Source organism: Mycobacterium shunyiense, from assembly GCF_058270075.1.
This window is the reverse complement of record NZ_JBZDPU010000011.1, coordinates 88,001-103,324: the sequence shown is the minus strand read 5'-3', so window position 1 is coordinate 103,324 and position 15,324 is coordinate 88,001. Positions and strand designations below refer to the sequence as shown.

Annotated in this window: 13 protein-coding genes and 1 pseudogene; 1 reads left to right on the top strand and 13 read right to left on the bottom strand. The window is 63.3% G+C overall.

Annotation, left to right across the window (positions count from 1 at the left end; translation table 11 throughout):
- Window positions 1-14: 14 nt before the first annotated feature.
- The 9 genes and pseudogenes from AC4ELH_RS09455 to AC4ELH_RS09415 form a co-directional block, all read right to left on the bottom strand.
- The gene (locus AC4ELH_RS09455) at window positions 15-764 is read right to left on the bottom strand and encodes a DUF2637 domain-containing protein (protein ID WP_409552746.1); all 750 of its coding nucleotides are present in this window, start codon (window positions 762-764) and stop codon (window positions 15-17) included.
- 475 nt (window positions 765-1,239) lie between these two features.
- A complete protein-coding gene (locus AC4ELH_RS09450) occupies window positions 1,240-2,028 on the bottom strand; it encodes a hypothetical protein (protein WP_409552745.1) in 789 nt (262 codons plus the stop codon).
- A gap of 4 nt (window positions 2,029-2,032) precedes the next feature.
- Entirely contained in the window at window positions 2,033-2,497 is a 465-nt protein-coding gene (locus tag AC4ELH_RS09445) for an ASCH domain-containing protein (protein ID WP_409552839.1), read from the bottom strand.
- A gap of 48 nt (window positions 2,498-2,545) precedes the next feature.
- A pseudogene (locus AC4ELH_RS09440) lies at window positions 2,546-2,845 on the bottom strand (DUF4326 domain-containing protein); the annotation flags it as partial.
- Between the two features lie 47 nt (window positions 2,846-2,892).
- Complete coding sequence (locus AC4ELH_RS09435) at window positions 2,893-4,773, bottom strand: hypothetical protein (protein WP_498884217.1); 1,881 nt, start codon at window positions 4,771-4,773, stop codon at window positions 2,893-2,895.
- A gap of 99 nt (window positions 4,774-4,872) precedes the next feature.
- Window positions 4,873-7,803 carry an ATP-binding protein gene (locus AC4ELH_RS09430; RefSeq protein ID WP_498884215.1) on the bottom strand — a complete coding sequence of 977 codons (2,931 nt, stop codon included), beginning with the start codon at window positions 7,801-7,803 and terminating at the stop codon, window positions 4,873-4,875.
- 43 nt (window positions 7,804-7,846) lie between these two features.
- Window positions 7,847-8,122: a hypothetical protein gene (locus AC4ELH_RS09425; protein ID WP_409552742.1), complete on the bottom strand. Its 276-nt coding sequence runs from the start codon at window positions 8,120-8,122 to the stop codon at window positions 7,847-7,849.
- 69 nt (window positions 8,123-8,191) lie between these two features.
- Window positions 8,192-9,124 (bottom strand): conjugal transfer protein, encoded by a 933-nt coding sequence (locus AC4ELH_RS09420; RefSeq protein WP_498884213.1) that lies wholly within the window; start codon window positions 9,122-9,124, stop codon window positions 8,192-8,194.
- A gap of 102 nt (window positions 9,125-9,226) precedes the next feature.
- On the bottom strand, window positions 9,227-10,258 hold the full coding sequence (locus AC4ELH_RS09415; protein ID WP_410341830.1) for a hypothetical protein: 1,032 nt from the start codon (window positions 10,256-10,258) through the stop codon (window positions 9,227-9,229).
- Window positions 10,259-10,734: 476 nt separating this feature from the next.
- Here AC4ELH_RS09415 and AC4ELH_RS09410 point away from each other — a divergent pair, with 476 nt between their 5' ends.
- A complete protein-coding gene (locus AC4ELH_RS09410) occupies window positions 10,735-11,493 on the top strand; it encodes a hypothetical protein (RefSeq protein ID WP_454231451.1) in 759 nt (252 codons plus the stop codon).
- On the opposite strand, the gene AC4ELH_RS09405 is transcribed toward AC4ELH_RS09410, so the two are convergent.
- The 4 genes from AC4ELH_RS09405 to AC4ELH_RS09390 all read right to left on the bottom strand — a co-directional run bounded on the left by AC4ELH_RS09405 (window position 11,462) and on the right by AC4ELH_RS09390 (window position 15,270).
- Window positions 11,462-12,925, bottom strand: coding sequence for a type IV secretory system conjugative DNA transfer family protein (locus AC4ELH_RS09405; RefSeq protein ID WP_409552738.1), 1,464 nt, complete (start codon window positions 12,923-12,925; stop codon window positions 11,462-11,464). The two genes, AC4ELH_RS09410 and AC4ELH_RS09405, sit on opposite strands and share 32 nt — an antisense overlap.
- A 103-nt stretch (window positions 12,926-13,028) precedes the next feature.
- The gene (locus AC4ELH_RS09400; protein ID WP_409552737.1) at window positions 13,029-13,616 is read right to left on the bottom strand and encodes a hypothetical protein; all 588 of its coding nucleotides are present in this window, start codon (window positions 13,614-13,616) and stop codon (window positions 13,029-13,031) included.
- On the bottom strand, window positions 13,613-15,070 hold the full coding sequence (locus tag AC4ELH_RS09395) for a hypothetical protein (RefSeq protein WP_498884210.1): 1,458 nt from the start codon (window positions 15,068-15,070) through the stop codon (window positions 13,613-13,615). The genes AC4ELH_RS09400 and AC4ELH_RS09395 overlap by 4 nt, the downstream gene beginning before the upstream one ends.
- A 23-nt stretch (window positions 15,071-15,093) precedes the next feature.
- Window positions 15,094-15,270, bottom strand: coding sequence for a hypothetical protein (locus AC4ELH_RS09390; RefSeq protein ID WP_409552735.1), 177 nt, complete (start codon window positions 15,268-15,270; stop codon window positions 15,094-15,096).
- Between the last annotated feature and the right edge of the window lie 54 nt (window positions 15,271-15,324).

Sequence of the window (15,324 nt, the reverse complement as noted above, 5' to 3'; positions counted from 1 at the left end):
CAGTGGACTAGGGTTTAGGACGCTTCGGCGACCATGACCTGCCCCTCGCGCATCAACTGAGCGCAGGTGTTGACGATTTTTCCAACTGTGTTGTGACTGATCTTGAGTTCCTCACCGACTTCGCGTTGCCCAAACGCTTTGTCGTAGCTGAGATATAGGGCTGTGGCGACCTGGGTTTGATTGAGTCCGTGAATGGGTGCGCGTGCAATCACCGCGCTCGCCATGTCGTTCCAGCGGGCGTAGTCGCGCACGTCAATAGCGCGTTGCTTGCGTGGCCGGCCGTGCGCTCTGTGTGGCGTGGAGTCCCGGGTTTCCCGTGAGGGCTCATCGTCATCGGGTTCGGCGCTGTCCGATTCTGCTTCGCCAGATGGTGTGTCCATATCAGAGGCGGTGGGCGTGCTCTTGCGGCCGAGGACGACCAGGCCGTGGGTGGTGAGTAGCAAAGAGATTGGCGCGGTTGCCGCAATCAACGCGCTCAGCGCCACCGGCAGGGGTGCATCGGTGGGTAGGTAGGCGTGGATCATGTTGAACGCGATACTGGCCGTGGCTGAGCCGATCAGCAGTTTCCAGAAGTAGCTGCGGTCGTGTTGGCGCTCAGGGGCGGATGCGAGGGTAACTACTCCTAGTGTGGCCAAGAGGATGGTTCCGTCGATGATCGCCGGCCACATCCAGGCCCATTCGGCTGGTATGTGGGATCTGGCGCCCAGGTCGCGTAGCGCGTGGAAGGACAGCATGAAGCTGAAGGTGCCGACGAGGAAGGTCACAACGACGGCGCAAGATCGTGTGAGTATTAGCCCGTTGGACGTGTGTGGCTGGGGTCGCATCGCGCATTCTCCGTTTCGCGGGTGTCGCAGAGGGACAGTGGTTTACGGGTCGCCGGTGTAGGCCCATAGGACTTTTCGCTTGCCCTCACGGATTGCCCGCCGTACTTGGCCCTGGGCTTCCAGGCTTCGCAGGTGTCGGTAGATTCCGTTGAAGCCCGAGGCGGTTCGCGGATATTGAACGACATGCCACGAGCGGTGGCACTCGAGAATTCGGATTCCCTCGCGGGGTGATGATGAGCACTGCAAGACTGCGCAGCTGTCGTCGCTGCGCACGGTCTTCCACGGCATACGCTGTGCCAGTTGCTCAGTGGACACCGGATGTGGGCAATCGCGCAGCTCCTGGAGGAGTCTGCGGCGCAGCATGAGGGTATCGGCGCTTGTCATCGCCGATACCCCCATGTGCTTTCGGTGACTTTCATGCGCTGCGGGCCGTCCGATCCTCGCTCAGATTGCGGCGGCGGGTGTTGCCCAGTGACCGGCGCCGGTAGAGGCCGCTGGGCTGTGGGATCAGCCGCGCCAGTCCCCTCCATACAGCGCCACCTTGTCCCTGTGAGGCGCCAAGTTCTTTGAGCCACGAGGTCACGTCTGGCTGGTCAATCGGTACCAACGCCGCTAACGCCACCACGAGGGCCTGCAAGTCGTAGCGTTCCGTCTCCTGTAGCTCGGCCCATAGAGGTCCCGGACATCCCTCATTGTGGACGTGCTCAGCGATGCGCATCGCGTTCTCGAACAGTGCGCTGCACTGGCGGGAGCGGGCTGCATCGGTGGAGTACTTCAGTGGGAGTGAGGACTTCCCGAGAAGGAACCGTATCTGTGCGGCTACCAGGCTTGGCTTAAACTTCCGCTGTTCGACATGCATGGCCTCGTCTTCAAGGTTGGCATCCAGCAGCAGCGCCGCGCGGACGACAGCTCGCGGCGACCACACATCGTGGGTCGGGCGCGATGGGTTCTCGGGTCGCCAGCCGTCGCCCAGGAACTCGTCGCGGTGTGACCACAGTAGTGCGGCGATGCGTACCTGAGGGACGTGAAAGAAAGCTGCCACCTCTGCGATGGCCGGCCCTTGCGGCAGGGTTACGCCGCTGTCGATGTCATCGAGGATGTCGATGTGTTTGGACAGCTTGTCGCGCTGTTTGCGCTGGCGCACCGATTCTGAGCGTGAAGCGGCCAGAAGCTGCTGGGCGGGCAGATCGTCGAGTTCGGTCACGAGGTCATTTCCTTCCTGTGGTGGTGAGCCCGGGCCGTCGCGTCGGGTTGGGGGTGCGCAGGGCGCTGGGCCGGACGAGGACCGACCATGGGCGGCTTTGCAGCCCGACGAAGCCGCGGCCCCAGGTTGGTGCGGCCAGTCGGTGCGGGTGTGCGAACACCCAGTGGTAGATCGGGCGGTCGCGACGTCGCTGTGGTTCGCCCCATGGACTGCAGCAGTGATGCTCGGCGCGGTGAACATCGGTGAGCACTGCGGCGCCCAACCAACCCTGTTGTTTGGTGTGCCAGTTCGCGTCGAGCCCAGCGCGCGTCATGTACGACGTGGCGGCCGCGTCGATGCGGGTCCCGGAGTAGATGAGTACCGGGCCCCGGTAGTCGGTGGACCAGGTCCTGTTCTCAATGTTCTTGCCGCCCAGGGCCTGCGGAGTCAATAGCAGCGATGCCCAGGGGCGACGCAGTGTCAGAGCCATGGCGCGCCCTCCTGGCTGGTAGGGGCTTTCCGGTGGATTGGCGAGGTCGAGCAATACGTTGCGGTGGCACGCGGTGTCATCAATCGGGCATCGACAAGCAAGATCACGTCCTGTGAGGTTGGTGATCGCGGTTAGCCTGTCTTGGCGACCCGCGACCCAGACGGCATACCGTGCAAGGGCTCCAAGGCGGTCCGCTGGGTTGGCGTCACGGCCAGGGTCAAAGGGATTGGCCAGCATGCTCGGTGCGCTGATCGAGACCGCATTGTGGCAGTGCCAGCGCGGGCGGGCGGGTGACTCGACCAGCGGGCGCGCGGTCCTCGCGTCGATGTGATTCGCTGTGAAATGCATCGGCGCGTGGTACATAGGGATCGTCATGGCGTACTCCTTGAGATCTGTCATCGAGCGGGTGAGGAGCCGTTCCCGCTGCGACCCGGGGGATCGACGGGTGGGCGCGGCTTGCCGGGCGGCGGGTTGTGCTGCGCAGGAGGCGCATCAGCCCTAGTGGGTGACGTGCTCTGCGGCTGTTGTCCGCCGCGTCCGGGCGAATTGGTTTGGCCGCGCTGCTTGCCTGTGCCCCGCAGACGCGATGCGCCCTGTTGCAGGGCGGTGGCGCCGGCGGCCGCGGCCGCTCCGGGCGGGCCGCCGACTTTCGCCCCTAGTTTGGCTGCGTTGGCTGTCTTGGCTACAGCCGATCCCTTCCCGCCGCCGGTTGTCGCCTGCTGTGCTGGCCGACCGGTTGCCGGACTGCTCGATGGGCCAGAGTTGCGTCCAGGACCCGAGGACCCGGGCCGGGTAGCGCTGCCGTGTGTCGGTGTTGAGGGTGGACGAGTAGAAGCTGGCGTGGGATGGCCCTTGCGGCCTGGAGCTTTCGGGCCGGCGTTGGACTCATTTGCGCTGTTGGCAAGCCGGGCTTTCCGCCTCTCGGCTGCGCGCGAGCGTAGATCGGCAACTTTGCGTCCGGCGTACTCACCTTCACGGACGACTGTGTTGGCGCGAGATACACTTCTGGCTGCGAATCGCACACCGCGGATGGGCCCGGGGAGCCCGCGATCGCCGAAACCGTGTAGCAGTTGCCGGAATCCGATGGCGCTGAATATGGCGACCAGCAGCATCACTATGACTTTTGCCATGGGGTGTGTCATACCGATTAGGCCTGGAAGATCGCCCCGGGTGATGTGTGCCAGAAGCAGAATCAGGATCCCCAAACCCACGGTAGCGACGATCATTTCGACGCCGTGGACGACGAGTTTGACAGCGGTTCTCTTAGCGAACTGTCGTTGAGGCCCCGGTGCTACGGCGAGTGCGCTTGCCGGGAGGATCACGAGCAGGTTCCAGAAAGCGCGGAATCCGATCCGGATAACTTCGCAGGCTACGTAGCAGATCGCGCAGACGACGACGAAGATGGCCAGGATCAAGAAGCCGAACTGCCCGACAGTCAGAGCGTCAAGCTGTTGTGCGTAGGCCAGTGCTGAGGGTGCACACGTGCCCATCGCGTGTGCCGGCGCCGCGGTGTGGCCGGTTCCCAGCGCCTGATTGTAGGCATCGGCGCAGCCCGGTATGTCGTCGATGACCTGGCCGAAGTTGATCTGTTGAATCTGCTGTCGCACAAGCACATCGACGAACCATGACATCATGCGGTCCAGCTGTGCGTCGCTACCCCCTGGCGCTACTGGCCCGTTGTTGGCCAAGCTCTGAGACAAGGTCAGCCCAAGATTGCGTCCGATGCCCAGCACTCCGCCGTCACCGGCAATGTCTTCGGCGGGATTGTTGAGTAGCAGCGCTATGAGCGCAATCACCAAGCAGCCGCCGAGAATAATCCCCGCCCCGGTGCCGAAGCCGGTGGTCACGGCGACCACTCCCCCGATGGCGGTGCAGATCAGGAACATGCCCGGGATGATGTACATCCGACTCACCAGCGCGCTGATGTTGGCCAGGATCGGTTCAGCGATCGCCGCAAGCCACTTCAGCCAGATAGTCGAGAGTGCGAATTTGATGACCCAAAGCCCCACCGCGACAATGAATGTCAGCATCGCGCACTCGACGGCCAGCCACGAGGCCAGTTGCGTGTAGGTCAGAGCGGTCCCCACTTTGGACGCGATCGCCGGACCCCATGTGCTGGGGTCCGCACCGAACTCGGGGCCTTGTTCTCGAATCGCTTCAACCATCGGAACGACGGAAACGAAGTGCGCGCCGATCGGAATCCCGTAGCTGTCGTGCAGCCCGGTCCACGACCATGTGGCGCTAAGACCGGCGGCGGCAGCGCTCGGTGCGGTCATCACCGCCAACAGTGAGCCGCCCCACATCATTTGCGCCAGAATCCACATCCGACGCACCCGCGGGTGGCAGTAGAGCCAAGCGGCCAGTAGCTCTCTCATTCAGGCCACCTCCGCGATGTCGCCCGTGGTGGCCTGCTCCTGCAGGTAACGCGTGTCGAACGCGGTGACCAGTTCCGGCTGCACCGGCGGGAGAAGATCAACCAGCCCGCATCGGCCGAAATCATCGATGAAGTAGGCGTATCCGTGCCCAGCGACAGTGCGCAACCGCATTACATCGGGATATTCATCGGGATCGATCCCGAGCTTTCGGAACGCTTCGCGTGCGTACTCACGCTCGGTGGGCTTGAAAGGCGTGATGATGCGCATCGGCAGGTTCTGGGCGCCGATTCCTTCGAAGTCCTCGAAGTGCTGCGAGATGCCGATGAATCCGTAGTGCTCTTTGCGGCCCTGGGTGGCCGTGCGCAGGGTGTCATCTCGGCCAACCGGCGATGTCAGATAGGTGCGGGCCTCCTCGGCGACCAACCAGCCGAACGCGTCGGGTCGTGGCCTGTTGGCTCCGGTGTAGGTCAACCGGGTCAGTGAGGCGATCATGCCGTAGATCGCCAGGCCAGCGCGGGCGCGGCGAGTCTGGCGCTGATAGAGGTGAAGCTGGTCGGTGTCACCGGTCTTGGGAAGCTCCAGCTCGGAGGTCAGCCAGATCACGGCATCTTTCTCGCGGATGGGCGGTGCGGGGAGGGATTCGTCAAATACCGCCCGCAGATAATCCTCGGACGCCCACGAGTTGAGTTTGGCTGTCAGCCGGGCATATTCGTCTTTCTCGGTGCCTCGGAGATCATTGAGGTAGCGCAAAACACCACCCATGGTTTCGGCGACGCGGCGGTCGGGCCGAAGCAGGTACCGGAGCTTGTCAGCCAGATCGTCATCGGGTGCCACACCCATCATGGGCAACAAGTGGTCGAGCATGTGCTCGGCTGCCTTCTCCCGGGGGAACAGCTGCAGCCCGTCCAGTGACCATTTGCCGCCCGTAGGGTCGATGGCCACGACGCGGTCGCCATGGTGGGCCAGTGCGGCCTCCCACTCGCGCATGGTTCCTGGGTCGATGATCGACGCTTGCGAACCCCGTTTGAGCAGACCGTCTACGACACGCTTACTGCCTTGTGACTTGCCGCCGCCGGACGTTCCGACAAACAAGATGCCGGGGGCTCCGCGCCGCTCGGTAGTGCCCTCCATGTCGAGCAGTACCGGCGTTGGACGCCTGGTGGCCAGGTTCTCGGCGAGAAGAATGCCGGTTTCATGGCCGAGCTCACTGGACAGAAAGGGGGCAAACCGTGACCAGTGTTCGGTCGTTGTCAGTTGGCAGAACTGACTGCGCGGTGCACGGTTTTCGCTGCCAGGATGGCCAAGCTGCCACAGCGCCCGTTGGGCCCCGCGAGGATTACCCAGCGTGGTTTCCAGTTCCTCGGCGAAGTGGGTACGCAACCGCTGAGCCGAGTGCTCAGTCGCCTTCGCGCTGGTGGATCCCACGGCGATAACCGTGGTCCACTCGGTTTCACGCTCCAGCGTGCTCGACTGCAGTTGAGCGTTGTAATCCTCACCCGACTCGTAGCGTTGCTCCAGGTCTGTGGTGCTGGCCCGGCGGCCGCCGCGCTGGTATGCCTGGTCGTCAAGATTTCGCAACGCGCGGTCGACACGGTTGATGCCCTTCTCCCGCGACCGAACCGTCACGTGATGCTCCCAGTCGACGTCGGCGTCGACATCAACGTCATAGGCAGACAGCAGGTACTCCGCTCCGGGGTAGGCCAGACCACCTCGGGGCAGTTCCTGCACGGGCAGCAGAGCCTGGTAGCTCTGCGCGCCGTCGGCACTACCGAGACGCACGATGCGCTTCATGGAGGGCAGGTGCCGCCGAAACCACGAGCGGGACTGGCGGCGCGTGCGCTGGTCGCCCTCGTCGAATTCCACGGGCGCGCCCGTGAAGTCCGCAGCAGTGAGCCGCCGCGGCCCGTCATCGTCGTGCGGGAAGGGTGTGGCGTCCGCGCCTAGGCGCCAGCGTCGGTGATAGCGCCACTGGATTTGCCGGGGTGTCGCGGGCCGAGCCTCGAACTCGTCGGGGATCTGGCGGAGAACGGACTCAACGACCTCTGAATAGGCCTCCAGCGTTTGGGGGTCGTCGTGATCGCGACCAGCTACGACATCCCAGGCCTTCGCGACGGCGCCCGCGCCGCTGCGCCCTGCCATGCCGGCGTCTACCGGTACCCGCAGACCAAAGATGTGCTCGTAGAACATGAGCGAGGCCGGCTGAGCTCCATCGTTTGTGTTCTCGATCTCAGTGGGCACGCCCTGGGAGCCGTCCTCGGGTGGCCGGTTAGCACCGTTGGGCTGTGACTCCAGCAGAGCATCCCACGCTCTCACCTCACGGACCCACGCCTCCTTGTGGGCCTTGCCAGCCAGCATGCGCCGCTTGAGGCGCTGCGGGCTCAGCGGGGCGCACACGCCCCACAACACCAACCCAGAGGGCAACTGGCGGACCAAAGGCCGGTGTCTCTCAGCGATTTCACGCTTCTCGCCAAACGGCATCATTCCGGCTGGCTGGCCGGTGATCAGGAATTCGGCGTACACCCCACCCTTGGTGAAGATGAGATTGTCGATCACCGCAATGGGTGGTGACAGCCAGGGGTCACGCTTGCCTTTGGCTGCTGCCCGCTGCTGAGTGCCGAAAACACACGACAGCAACCACATGATTCGGTATGTCGGGCTTGGTCTGCTGATCGGAATCTGACGCGCCCATGCGGTCAGAATTGCGGTGATCCCCAGGCCGGTGACCGCCACCACCGCAGAATGGCCGCTGTCAAAATTCTTGTATGCCGCCCATATCGTCAGGGTGAGGCCCAGCAATGCGGTCGCACCGTCCCACACCCGCCATGGCGCCCACCAGATGCGAGTGTTCTCATCGATGTAGGACACATGGATGGGGAAGTCACGCACGTCGGTGAAAACTCGTGCAGTGGTGTTGGTTTCATTGTCAGCCATGCAGCCCCCTTGGCTGTGGTTGGTGAGAGATCAGATGAGAGCTCTAGCGGCCGTACTGACCAACCGAGCATCCATTGCAGTGCTTGTCCATGGTGGTTTTGACTGAGTAGGTCAAACCGACGGCCGCGAGGACGACCGCCGACATCGCGATGCCGCCGATGAGCTTTCCGGCGGCAGAGCCGAATCCCTTGTGGAAGCTCACGATGGCGCCGACCACGCCAGCGGCAAGCACCAGGATCGATAGGGGAATCTTTAGGTCTTCCCAGAATGCAGGGATTGCGGTGACCAAGTCTGCTGCTGCGAGCGTGGTTTCGATCATTGTTCGTATTTCCTCTCAGTGTCGGTTAGGAGTGGTTGTCGTTCACTTCTGCGCAAGTTCGCGTGGCAGCTAGTTCGGGGCGGTCGCCCCTACAACGGGAACCGGGTCGTCCGCGGTGGACACCGCGGGTGCGGCATCGATCGCTGCTACCGACCACCGACCACCTAGCCCTCTCAAGGTGAGCGGGTACACCAGGTGAGCGGGCGTGTACTGGCTCGTGACGGCATCCACCTGGGCTAGAACCCGCACGCTTTGACCGTCAGCTGGCGTTGCCGGCACGGCGGACACTGCGGTAAGCATCGTCACGGTCGCTGTCTCATAGACAGGGCCCAAGCCGACCAACATCGAATCAGAGGTGACGTAGCGTTCCACTCCGCCTTGGCCCGTCAAGTACGCCGTGATGAAACCGGAAACCACCTGAAACGCGGAGTCAGAGGCCGCCAACGTCGTGGGATAGGCCAAGGGAAGATCAGCGCCCTGTCCAGGACCGCTCACGCGCGCCGGCAGGCTGGCCGCACGCGGTCCAAACCTGCTCCACAACACTGGAAGTCGGTACAACGCACGCATCGGCGGCGCTGACTCGTACGCGCGTTCAGTGACCCCGACCACCACGGAGTACACCTCGCTGTCGTGGGCCTTGCCGGCCGTACCCTCGAACGTCACCGCCACGACCGTCGGTGTCGTGATCACCACGCCAGGAGTCGGCGGAAGCTTCAAGACGTCGCTTGGCAGCGAGAAGCACTGGGCCAAGCTCGTCGAATCTTGCGTGGTCGCGGTGAGCCACACTGACACGCAGTCCTGGGCAAACGAACCAACGACGGCAGCCTTGTTGACCACCGATCGAGCCGGTGTCACCGGATCCGGTGGCGAGCTAAACAGCATCTGCCACAGCACATTCAAACCCGACAGCGCTGCCAGGCCGACCACGATGTAGACACCCACACGGCTTCCTGCCGTTCCCGTCTTCGAGAACCGATTTCGCCACGCGGTGTTGATCCTCATGAGCCACCACCCGCTGCCGCTCCGTTGATTGCCGTGTCCGGCCGCGATGTCCGTGACTGTGACCGTGCAAACATCTGTCCCCCTGACTGATTGATGTCTCTTTTAGTTCGGCTCGTGCCCGATCACTTCGAGGCGGCTGATGGCGAACTTGGCGTCGACCGGATCGCTGTTGGCCGAAGAGTTGCCCAGGGCAAACGGGTTCGACGTGGGCACAGCAGCCCCGCTGGGTGAGGCCGGCCCAAACACACCGGGCAAAAGTCCACCCCCGTTACTTCCGGGATTCGGTCCCGCCGCTGGTTCGGGCTGAGCCGGGGGCCGCGATGTCTGTCGGATCAGCATCGTGATGTTGGAGGCCACGACACCGCGCGCGCCGTCCGCGCGCTTGATTTTCACGACCGCTTCGCCGTGTACGTTGCCCGTCTCCTGAGTAATTGGCGTGCGGTCAACGTCGTTGAAGGTGTACTGGACAGTGGAGACCACCCGATGCTGAGCCCACTGCGATACGTCACTGGCGTCCTTGCCGACCCAGCCTGGAGTGATCTTGATAGCGGTGATCACATATGTTTTCGACAGGTCCAACGTGATCACCTGTCCATCGGCGCCACCTCGTACGCACACAAATGCCTGGCGCGGGTCACTGCCGGCCATGGTCTGAGCCGACGTGGACCCGACCCCGCAGGACCCTCTAGCGTCAGCGTTGTACGGGATGGAGCGATCGGAGTCAGCCGAGGGACGCGGCGGAGGCACCGGCTTGGCAACCGCTACTGCGGCAGGGTCTGCCACCGTGTCCCGAGGAGCGGCCTGCTGTTCAGGACCGCCGGAGTAGAACATCACACCGGCCACCAACGCCACCACGACCCCGGCAGCCGCCAGGCCCCCGAACCCCGCTGCAACCTTGTGATCAAAGCGCTTCGGCGATGCTTCGCTGTGCGCGACATCGGTGGCGCTGTCTCCCAACGTCACCTCGGCAGCGGTGTTGGCAGACAGCTCAGCATCGGGCCCGAGATCATCAAGGTCGTGTGGCTGCAATTCGCCCATGTCCGAGGCGGTTTCGACGCCCGATTGTTGCGTGTCGTACTCGGCGTTTACCTGAGCCAGCCAGTCCTCATCGGAAACGTGGTCGTTCAAGGTCATCAGAATCCCCCTCGATGTGAATTGATGCGCTGCTGCAGCGCACCGCTTGGATATCTGCGCTGATGCAAAGCGGCCCGGCCCGCCGGGGCGCTGTCCACAGTTGTTCGGGCCGGTGGTGTCCACGGGCCGACCAAGCCCGTCGACACCACCGGCCACACCGGAGCGTGCGGCCATGCGTAAACACCCCTAGGGGGGACAGTGGTGTTCACGCATTGACTCACCCCGGTTGCCCTTGTTGCCCCGTACGGCGACTGCCCCGCAGCCGACTTCGAGGTCCGGCGAGAGAAAGCGACTAGCAGCGCCACCAGCACAAGTGCCGGTGATAACAGTATGATTCCGCCGGCTAGCGATGCGAGTGCGGACACTCCGTTCGGCATCGCCAGCATGCAGCAGACAAAAGCACCTGCAACCGCTACGCTCGCCCTCATAAGCGCTGATTCTGTCAGAACGAAGCAGCAAGAGCAATAGGTGAACAGATGCTAGGCAATAAGGTGGCGCCTGATCGGTTCGACGATCTGCGCAGAGAGTGGATCGCAGACCATCAAGGGATCTTCCCGATGCAGAAGCGCCGCGCCGAATTACTCAACCGCCAAATCCGTTGGCGCAACCGAGTTTTAGCGGGAGCTAGACCGAGCGCCTCTGACGACAACGTCGTTCATCCGCTTCTGACTCGCCGTCCCACGACATTCGAGGGTTGGGCAGAGTGGGTCATCGTTTGGACCACCGCCGTACTGGCGCCCATCGGGTGGCCGGTGGGCAGGCTGCTGTACGGGCATCTACTGTCGTTCATCCCTGATCGTCTGCGGGCCTATCCGATCCCCGCGCTCCTGTGGACAGCCTTTGGCGTCGGCTTGCTCACCGTGCTCCTCTACACGCCCGACGGAAGTTTCACAGCGACCGTCTTCGCGCCGTACTTCATCGCCCAAATCCCTGCCGCATTTGCGATCGCCGGCGTCTACGGCATTCTCAACGGGTGGATCGCCGTCGACGGGTCGACCGAATGGTGGCCGCAAACCCCTCCACCGGTGCCCGTCGATCTCGACTTGCCTCTGGGGCCTGACGATCTGACCGCGCCACACATCTTCCTTACTGAGGACGACACCGATGAGGCCGCGATCGCGCCGTTCCAGATCACCCAGTCGGATCAGCCAGTCGGCCTGGTCCTTGCCGGCCTGGCGGCGTGTGCGATCGGCAGCGCCTGGATCATTGGCGCAGTGATCGCAAGCGTGCTCTGAATGATGGAGCCCGACCACCCGCCCCGGCATCGGCCAAGGTCTGCTGGCGCTGCGACGACCGTTGTAAGCGTGCCTTGGCTGCGGCGTCGTAGCGCTTCTTGAACACCGAAAAGTCAGGAATCTCAACCATTTTTCCCACATCGCCCCTAATCAATAGGCGTGCGGTCTCAGGGCTCGTCGGCAACAACTCCTGCCACCGCAGTCCCGGGCCCAGCTCGCTATTGAGGCTTTTGTGACCGTCGGCCTGGCTGAACGATTCAGGTCGCCGGTTGGTGAACAAAGACCAGTCCTCGCCGGCCTGTAGCAGCTCGATCTCGCGGGCGCCATACATGATGACCGTGGCCGGGAAGATCGCCCGCAACTCGTTGGCATAGACCTCCCCGTACACGGTGTCCAGCTGGCATGACGCCTGAACCGCGGCCATCAGATTGATACCTAAACCACGTCCCTCCCCCACAATCCGCCTCAACGACGGAATCGGCGCGGTGTTGGGCAGCTCGTCGACGACCATCAACAACCGGTGCATCTGCTCCCGCGATGCGGTTTTGTCTCGCCATCGCCGCACAAGCGACTCCAACAAAGTCACTGCCGCGCCGGCCACCGTTCCATCGGCGGGGGCCAGTATGAACAATGTGGCATGAGGGTCGTCGAGGAACTCCGAATCGAAGTTGTCCGGACTGAACAGGGTCGGCTGTTCGCTGTCGTTGAGTGCGCTGGCAGCGGCCAGGGAGGTGCGAAGCCACGGTGTGATCGCTTTGCGCATCGTGATGGCGATCGAATCACGCTGTCGTGGTTCCATTTCCAGCGTGCGCATCATGCTCAACGCCAGAGTCTCGTACCGGTGGCACAGCGCAGCAGCCTGCGCCCACCCCGGCTCGTTGCGCTTCTCGGGATCAATGTTGTCCACCGCCCGAAGCACCCAGTTCATGCCCAGGCCAACCCCGTCGCGTGAGACCGCGGGAGACGCCGCGTAAAGGAATGCAGCCAGCGGGCCCGCCGCCTGCGATTCCCAAATACCACCATCAGACACTTGATCAGCCCCCGACCCCAGGCCGACCGTCGCCATCTGCATGATGTTCTCAGCGACAGTCTGGGCTTCCATCGGCGTCTTGATCGACACCGTAGGGTCGTAGGTGAAGGGACGAACACCCTCGGGATACACCGGTGCTGTCACCGGCCGCATGTCGATCAGCCCGACAGGTCCGAATCGCAACTCCATCACGAGCTGCATCAGATCGTCTTTCGATGACACGATCACCGCTGGCCCGCCCCACAGAGCTGCCGCCGGCGCCAGCAAGCGCCTCGTCTTTCCCGTCTCGGTTGGCGCTGAAATCAACACGTGCGCAGCTGATCTGGGCACATACAGTCGCTTGACACCGTCCACTTTCTTCGTCAGAAACCCGCAATACGGTGTGGCTGGCTTTTTGTACATCACAGCGTCCTCTCGAAGAATGGTGCAGTGTGGTGCGCACGTGTCGCGGTCGTAACCGACGCGTCAAGCCCGCCGCGGTGATGCAGACGGGTCACCGCGCGGGTTACTTGTCGTGTGGTCTCGTCACAGTGGCTTCGCGGCCGCCAACCGAAAGGCCAGAGCAGCCGCCGATGCAGCCGTCGAAATCTACTGAGGTCCGCGCCCGGGCGCGCGTATCGATGCCAAGGTGCACGTTTGCCGCACGACCGAGGTAGGCGGCTTTCTGGATCACGTCGTGGTTGATGTGGTCGCCGTCGCCGACCAACAGCAGCAGTGGCCGGAATCTAGACGACGCCTTGGAGAACCGCCGAAGCCTGGCGAAGCGTTTTCGCAGCCAACCACCGGCCGGAGGCGGGCGCAGACTGTCCCACAGCCTATTCTCGACAGCAGCGAGGACCGCAGCGAGTTGTTGCGAATCAAGGAGATCAACGACAGTTGCCCCGCTTGCACGAACCTTGTCGCGAGCGGCTGGCGTGATCGGACCGTTAGACGTGCTCTCGATTACCAGGCAATCCCATCCCTCACGGCGAACCGCAGAAACGATCTGTTCGACCCCACCTGCGTGCCACCCGCCAACCCACGTGTGCGTCAGGCCAGCGAACCGGGCGGCCCGGGGGTGCCAGTCGATGGGCTTGAATGTGTGGGTGATCACCGGGGAGCCGCCTGTCGGCCGACCGGCTCGGGGCCGACAGATTCAACCGCGTCAAGCGAGTCGACCTCGTGGCCCACCACCTCGAATGGTGTATCGCCGATCTCTCGCCCGCGCTGGTCGCCGTCGGCGCCGGGCCGAGTGTCACTGATAATTGCAGTTACTCGCGAAGCGCGCAGTCCAGCAGGACGGTTGAGCAGCAGCAGAACCCTTCCGGCGACCGGCTCCACCAGTTGGATTTGTTCGGATGCTGGATACCCGTGCTCAGGGTCCCCGTTGAAGCGCCAGATCACCTCGCGGACCACACGGCCCGACTGGAGCGCCGCAGGATTCACGATCACCGCCGTGACCGCCTTCACATCGTCGAAGTCGAAAACATAACGACTCCCGTCGCGGCCAGCATGGTCGCAGGGATCATGGGCAGTCGCAGGATGGTCGCGCCGAAGCGAGCAGGCCTCACCGCTAGTACTGGCTGGCCGCAGAACACGGCTGTGCGGGCGCCCCGCGCCAGGAACGACCTTGGCGTCAGTGATCGCCTGGGGTGCAGCAGCGGTCACGGTGTGCGCCGCGGTTGACGCACCAGTGTCAACTGTGAGGCCCCACGCAGCTGCCACGGCAACTGCGAGCACGACGACGAGTGCCACGGCACCCGCCGACCGCCGAAGCCGTTCCCGAGGCTGCAGACCGAAAGACAGGATCCCGGTTGATGTGTCCTTAGCGGGAACGAAAGGACGGGCCAGGAAGTCGCAGTTCCACTGAACAATGAACTCCGAATCATCCTCGGTTGCAAGGTAGTCGACGTGCTGTATCTCGCTACGGAGCAGAGCGTTATCGGTGAACGCCTCGACCGCCTCATCGCTGATCGAGTAGTAGGCCAGGCCAGGCGATACCGAAAACGAGGTGGCGCGGACGTCAGTTCCCGGCTGTTCGGGCAGAGTCTTCCACAGTACGGCTCCGCGTCGTTTGCGGCTTGCCGGTCCGACGAGCTTGACAAGTGTGCGCGCGAAGCGTTCTTCAGCGCGCCCGACCCTCCACGTCATCCTCATCCTGGCGGCCCGTGTCAGCTTGACCTCTTCGTCGTGTTGAGTCTGGTAGCCAGACAGCCACACGTGCAGGGCCTCAAGGCCGCGGTGAAGACCAATGAACGCACCAGCTGCCGCCGCAGCGAACAGGCACAAGGTGACAGCAACCAGTGCCCACTTCAAGCTGGCGATGTAGTAATCGAGACCGCCGGTCATCACTTTCGTCGGATGGTAAGCACTGTCAGCGGTGCCAAGGTCCTCCAGGACCCACGGTGCAGCGTCGATGATCAACTTCGCCCACAGGCCCGCCGCCACACCCACAGCCGCGGCCGGCGCCCAAGCCTGTCTTCCTCGCTTGGGCCATGCGCGGCGATACACGTGCACAGACCCGATAATCAGCGCGGATCCGATCACGGCTAACGCGGTGAATGTCACAAGTAGAAGGAACACTGGCTCGGTCATCGTGAACCCTCGCTTTCGTTGTGCTCGAACTGCTGTTCTTGGCTGCGCATGTCCAACTCGGAGGCGCGGCGGTGCAGGGCGGCGCATACGGCTAGAGCGAGAAGAATCACCAATGCGAGTCCGGCTATCGCCCACGTCCGGGACTCGACAACAGTGCTGATCAGTTCGTTCATCGGTTGGTTGTGGCGTGGAAACCCCTGCTTTAAGCAGCGGGAGGAAACGCCACG

Excerpts from the sequence above, each read along its gene's own strand:
- AC4ELH_RS09445 (WP_409552839.1), bottom strand. The coding sequence starts at position 2,497 with ATGGCTCTGACACTGCGTCGCCCCTGGGCATCGCTGCTATTGACTCCG.
- AC4ELH_RS09435 (WP_498884217.1), bottom strand. The coding sequence starts at position 4,773 with ATGACCGCACCGAGCGCTGCCGCCGCCGGTCTTAGCGCCACATGGTCG.
- AC4ELH_RS09430 (WP_498884215.1), bottom strand. The coding sequence starts at position 7,803 with ATGGCTGACAATGAAACCAACACCACTGCACGAGTTTTCACCGACGTG.
- AC4ELH_RS09425 (WP_409552742.1), bottom strand. The coding sequence starts at position 8,122 with ATGATCGAAACCACGCTCGCAGCAGCAGACTTGGTCACCGCAATCCCT.
- AC4ELH_RS09420 (WP_498884213.1), bottom strand. The coding sequence starts at position 9,124 with ATGAGGATCAACACCGCGTGGCGAAATCGGTTCTCGAAGACGGGAACG.
- AC4ELH_RS09415 (WP_410341830.1), bottom strand. The coding sequence starts at position 10,258 with ATGACCTTGAACGACCACGTTTCCGATGAGGACTGGCTGGCTCAGGTA.
- AC4ELH_RS09410 (WP_454231451.1), top strand. The coding sequence starts at position 10,735 with ATGCTAGGCAATAAGGTGGCGCCTGATCGGTTCGACGATCTGCGCAGA.
- AC4ELH_RS09405 (WP_409552738.1), bottom strand. The coding sequence starts at position 12,925 with ATGTACAAAAAGCCAGCCACACCGTATTGCGGGTTTCTGACGAAGAAA.
- AC4ELH_RS09390 (WP_409552735.1), bottom strand. The coding sequence starts at position 15,270 with ATGAACGAACTGATCAGCACTGTTGTCGAGTCCCGGACGTGGGCGATA.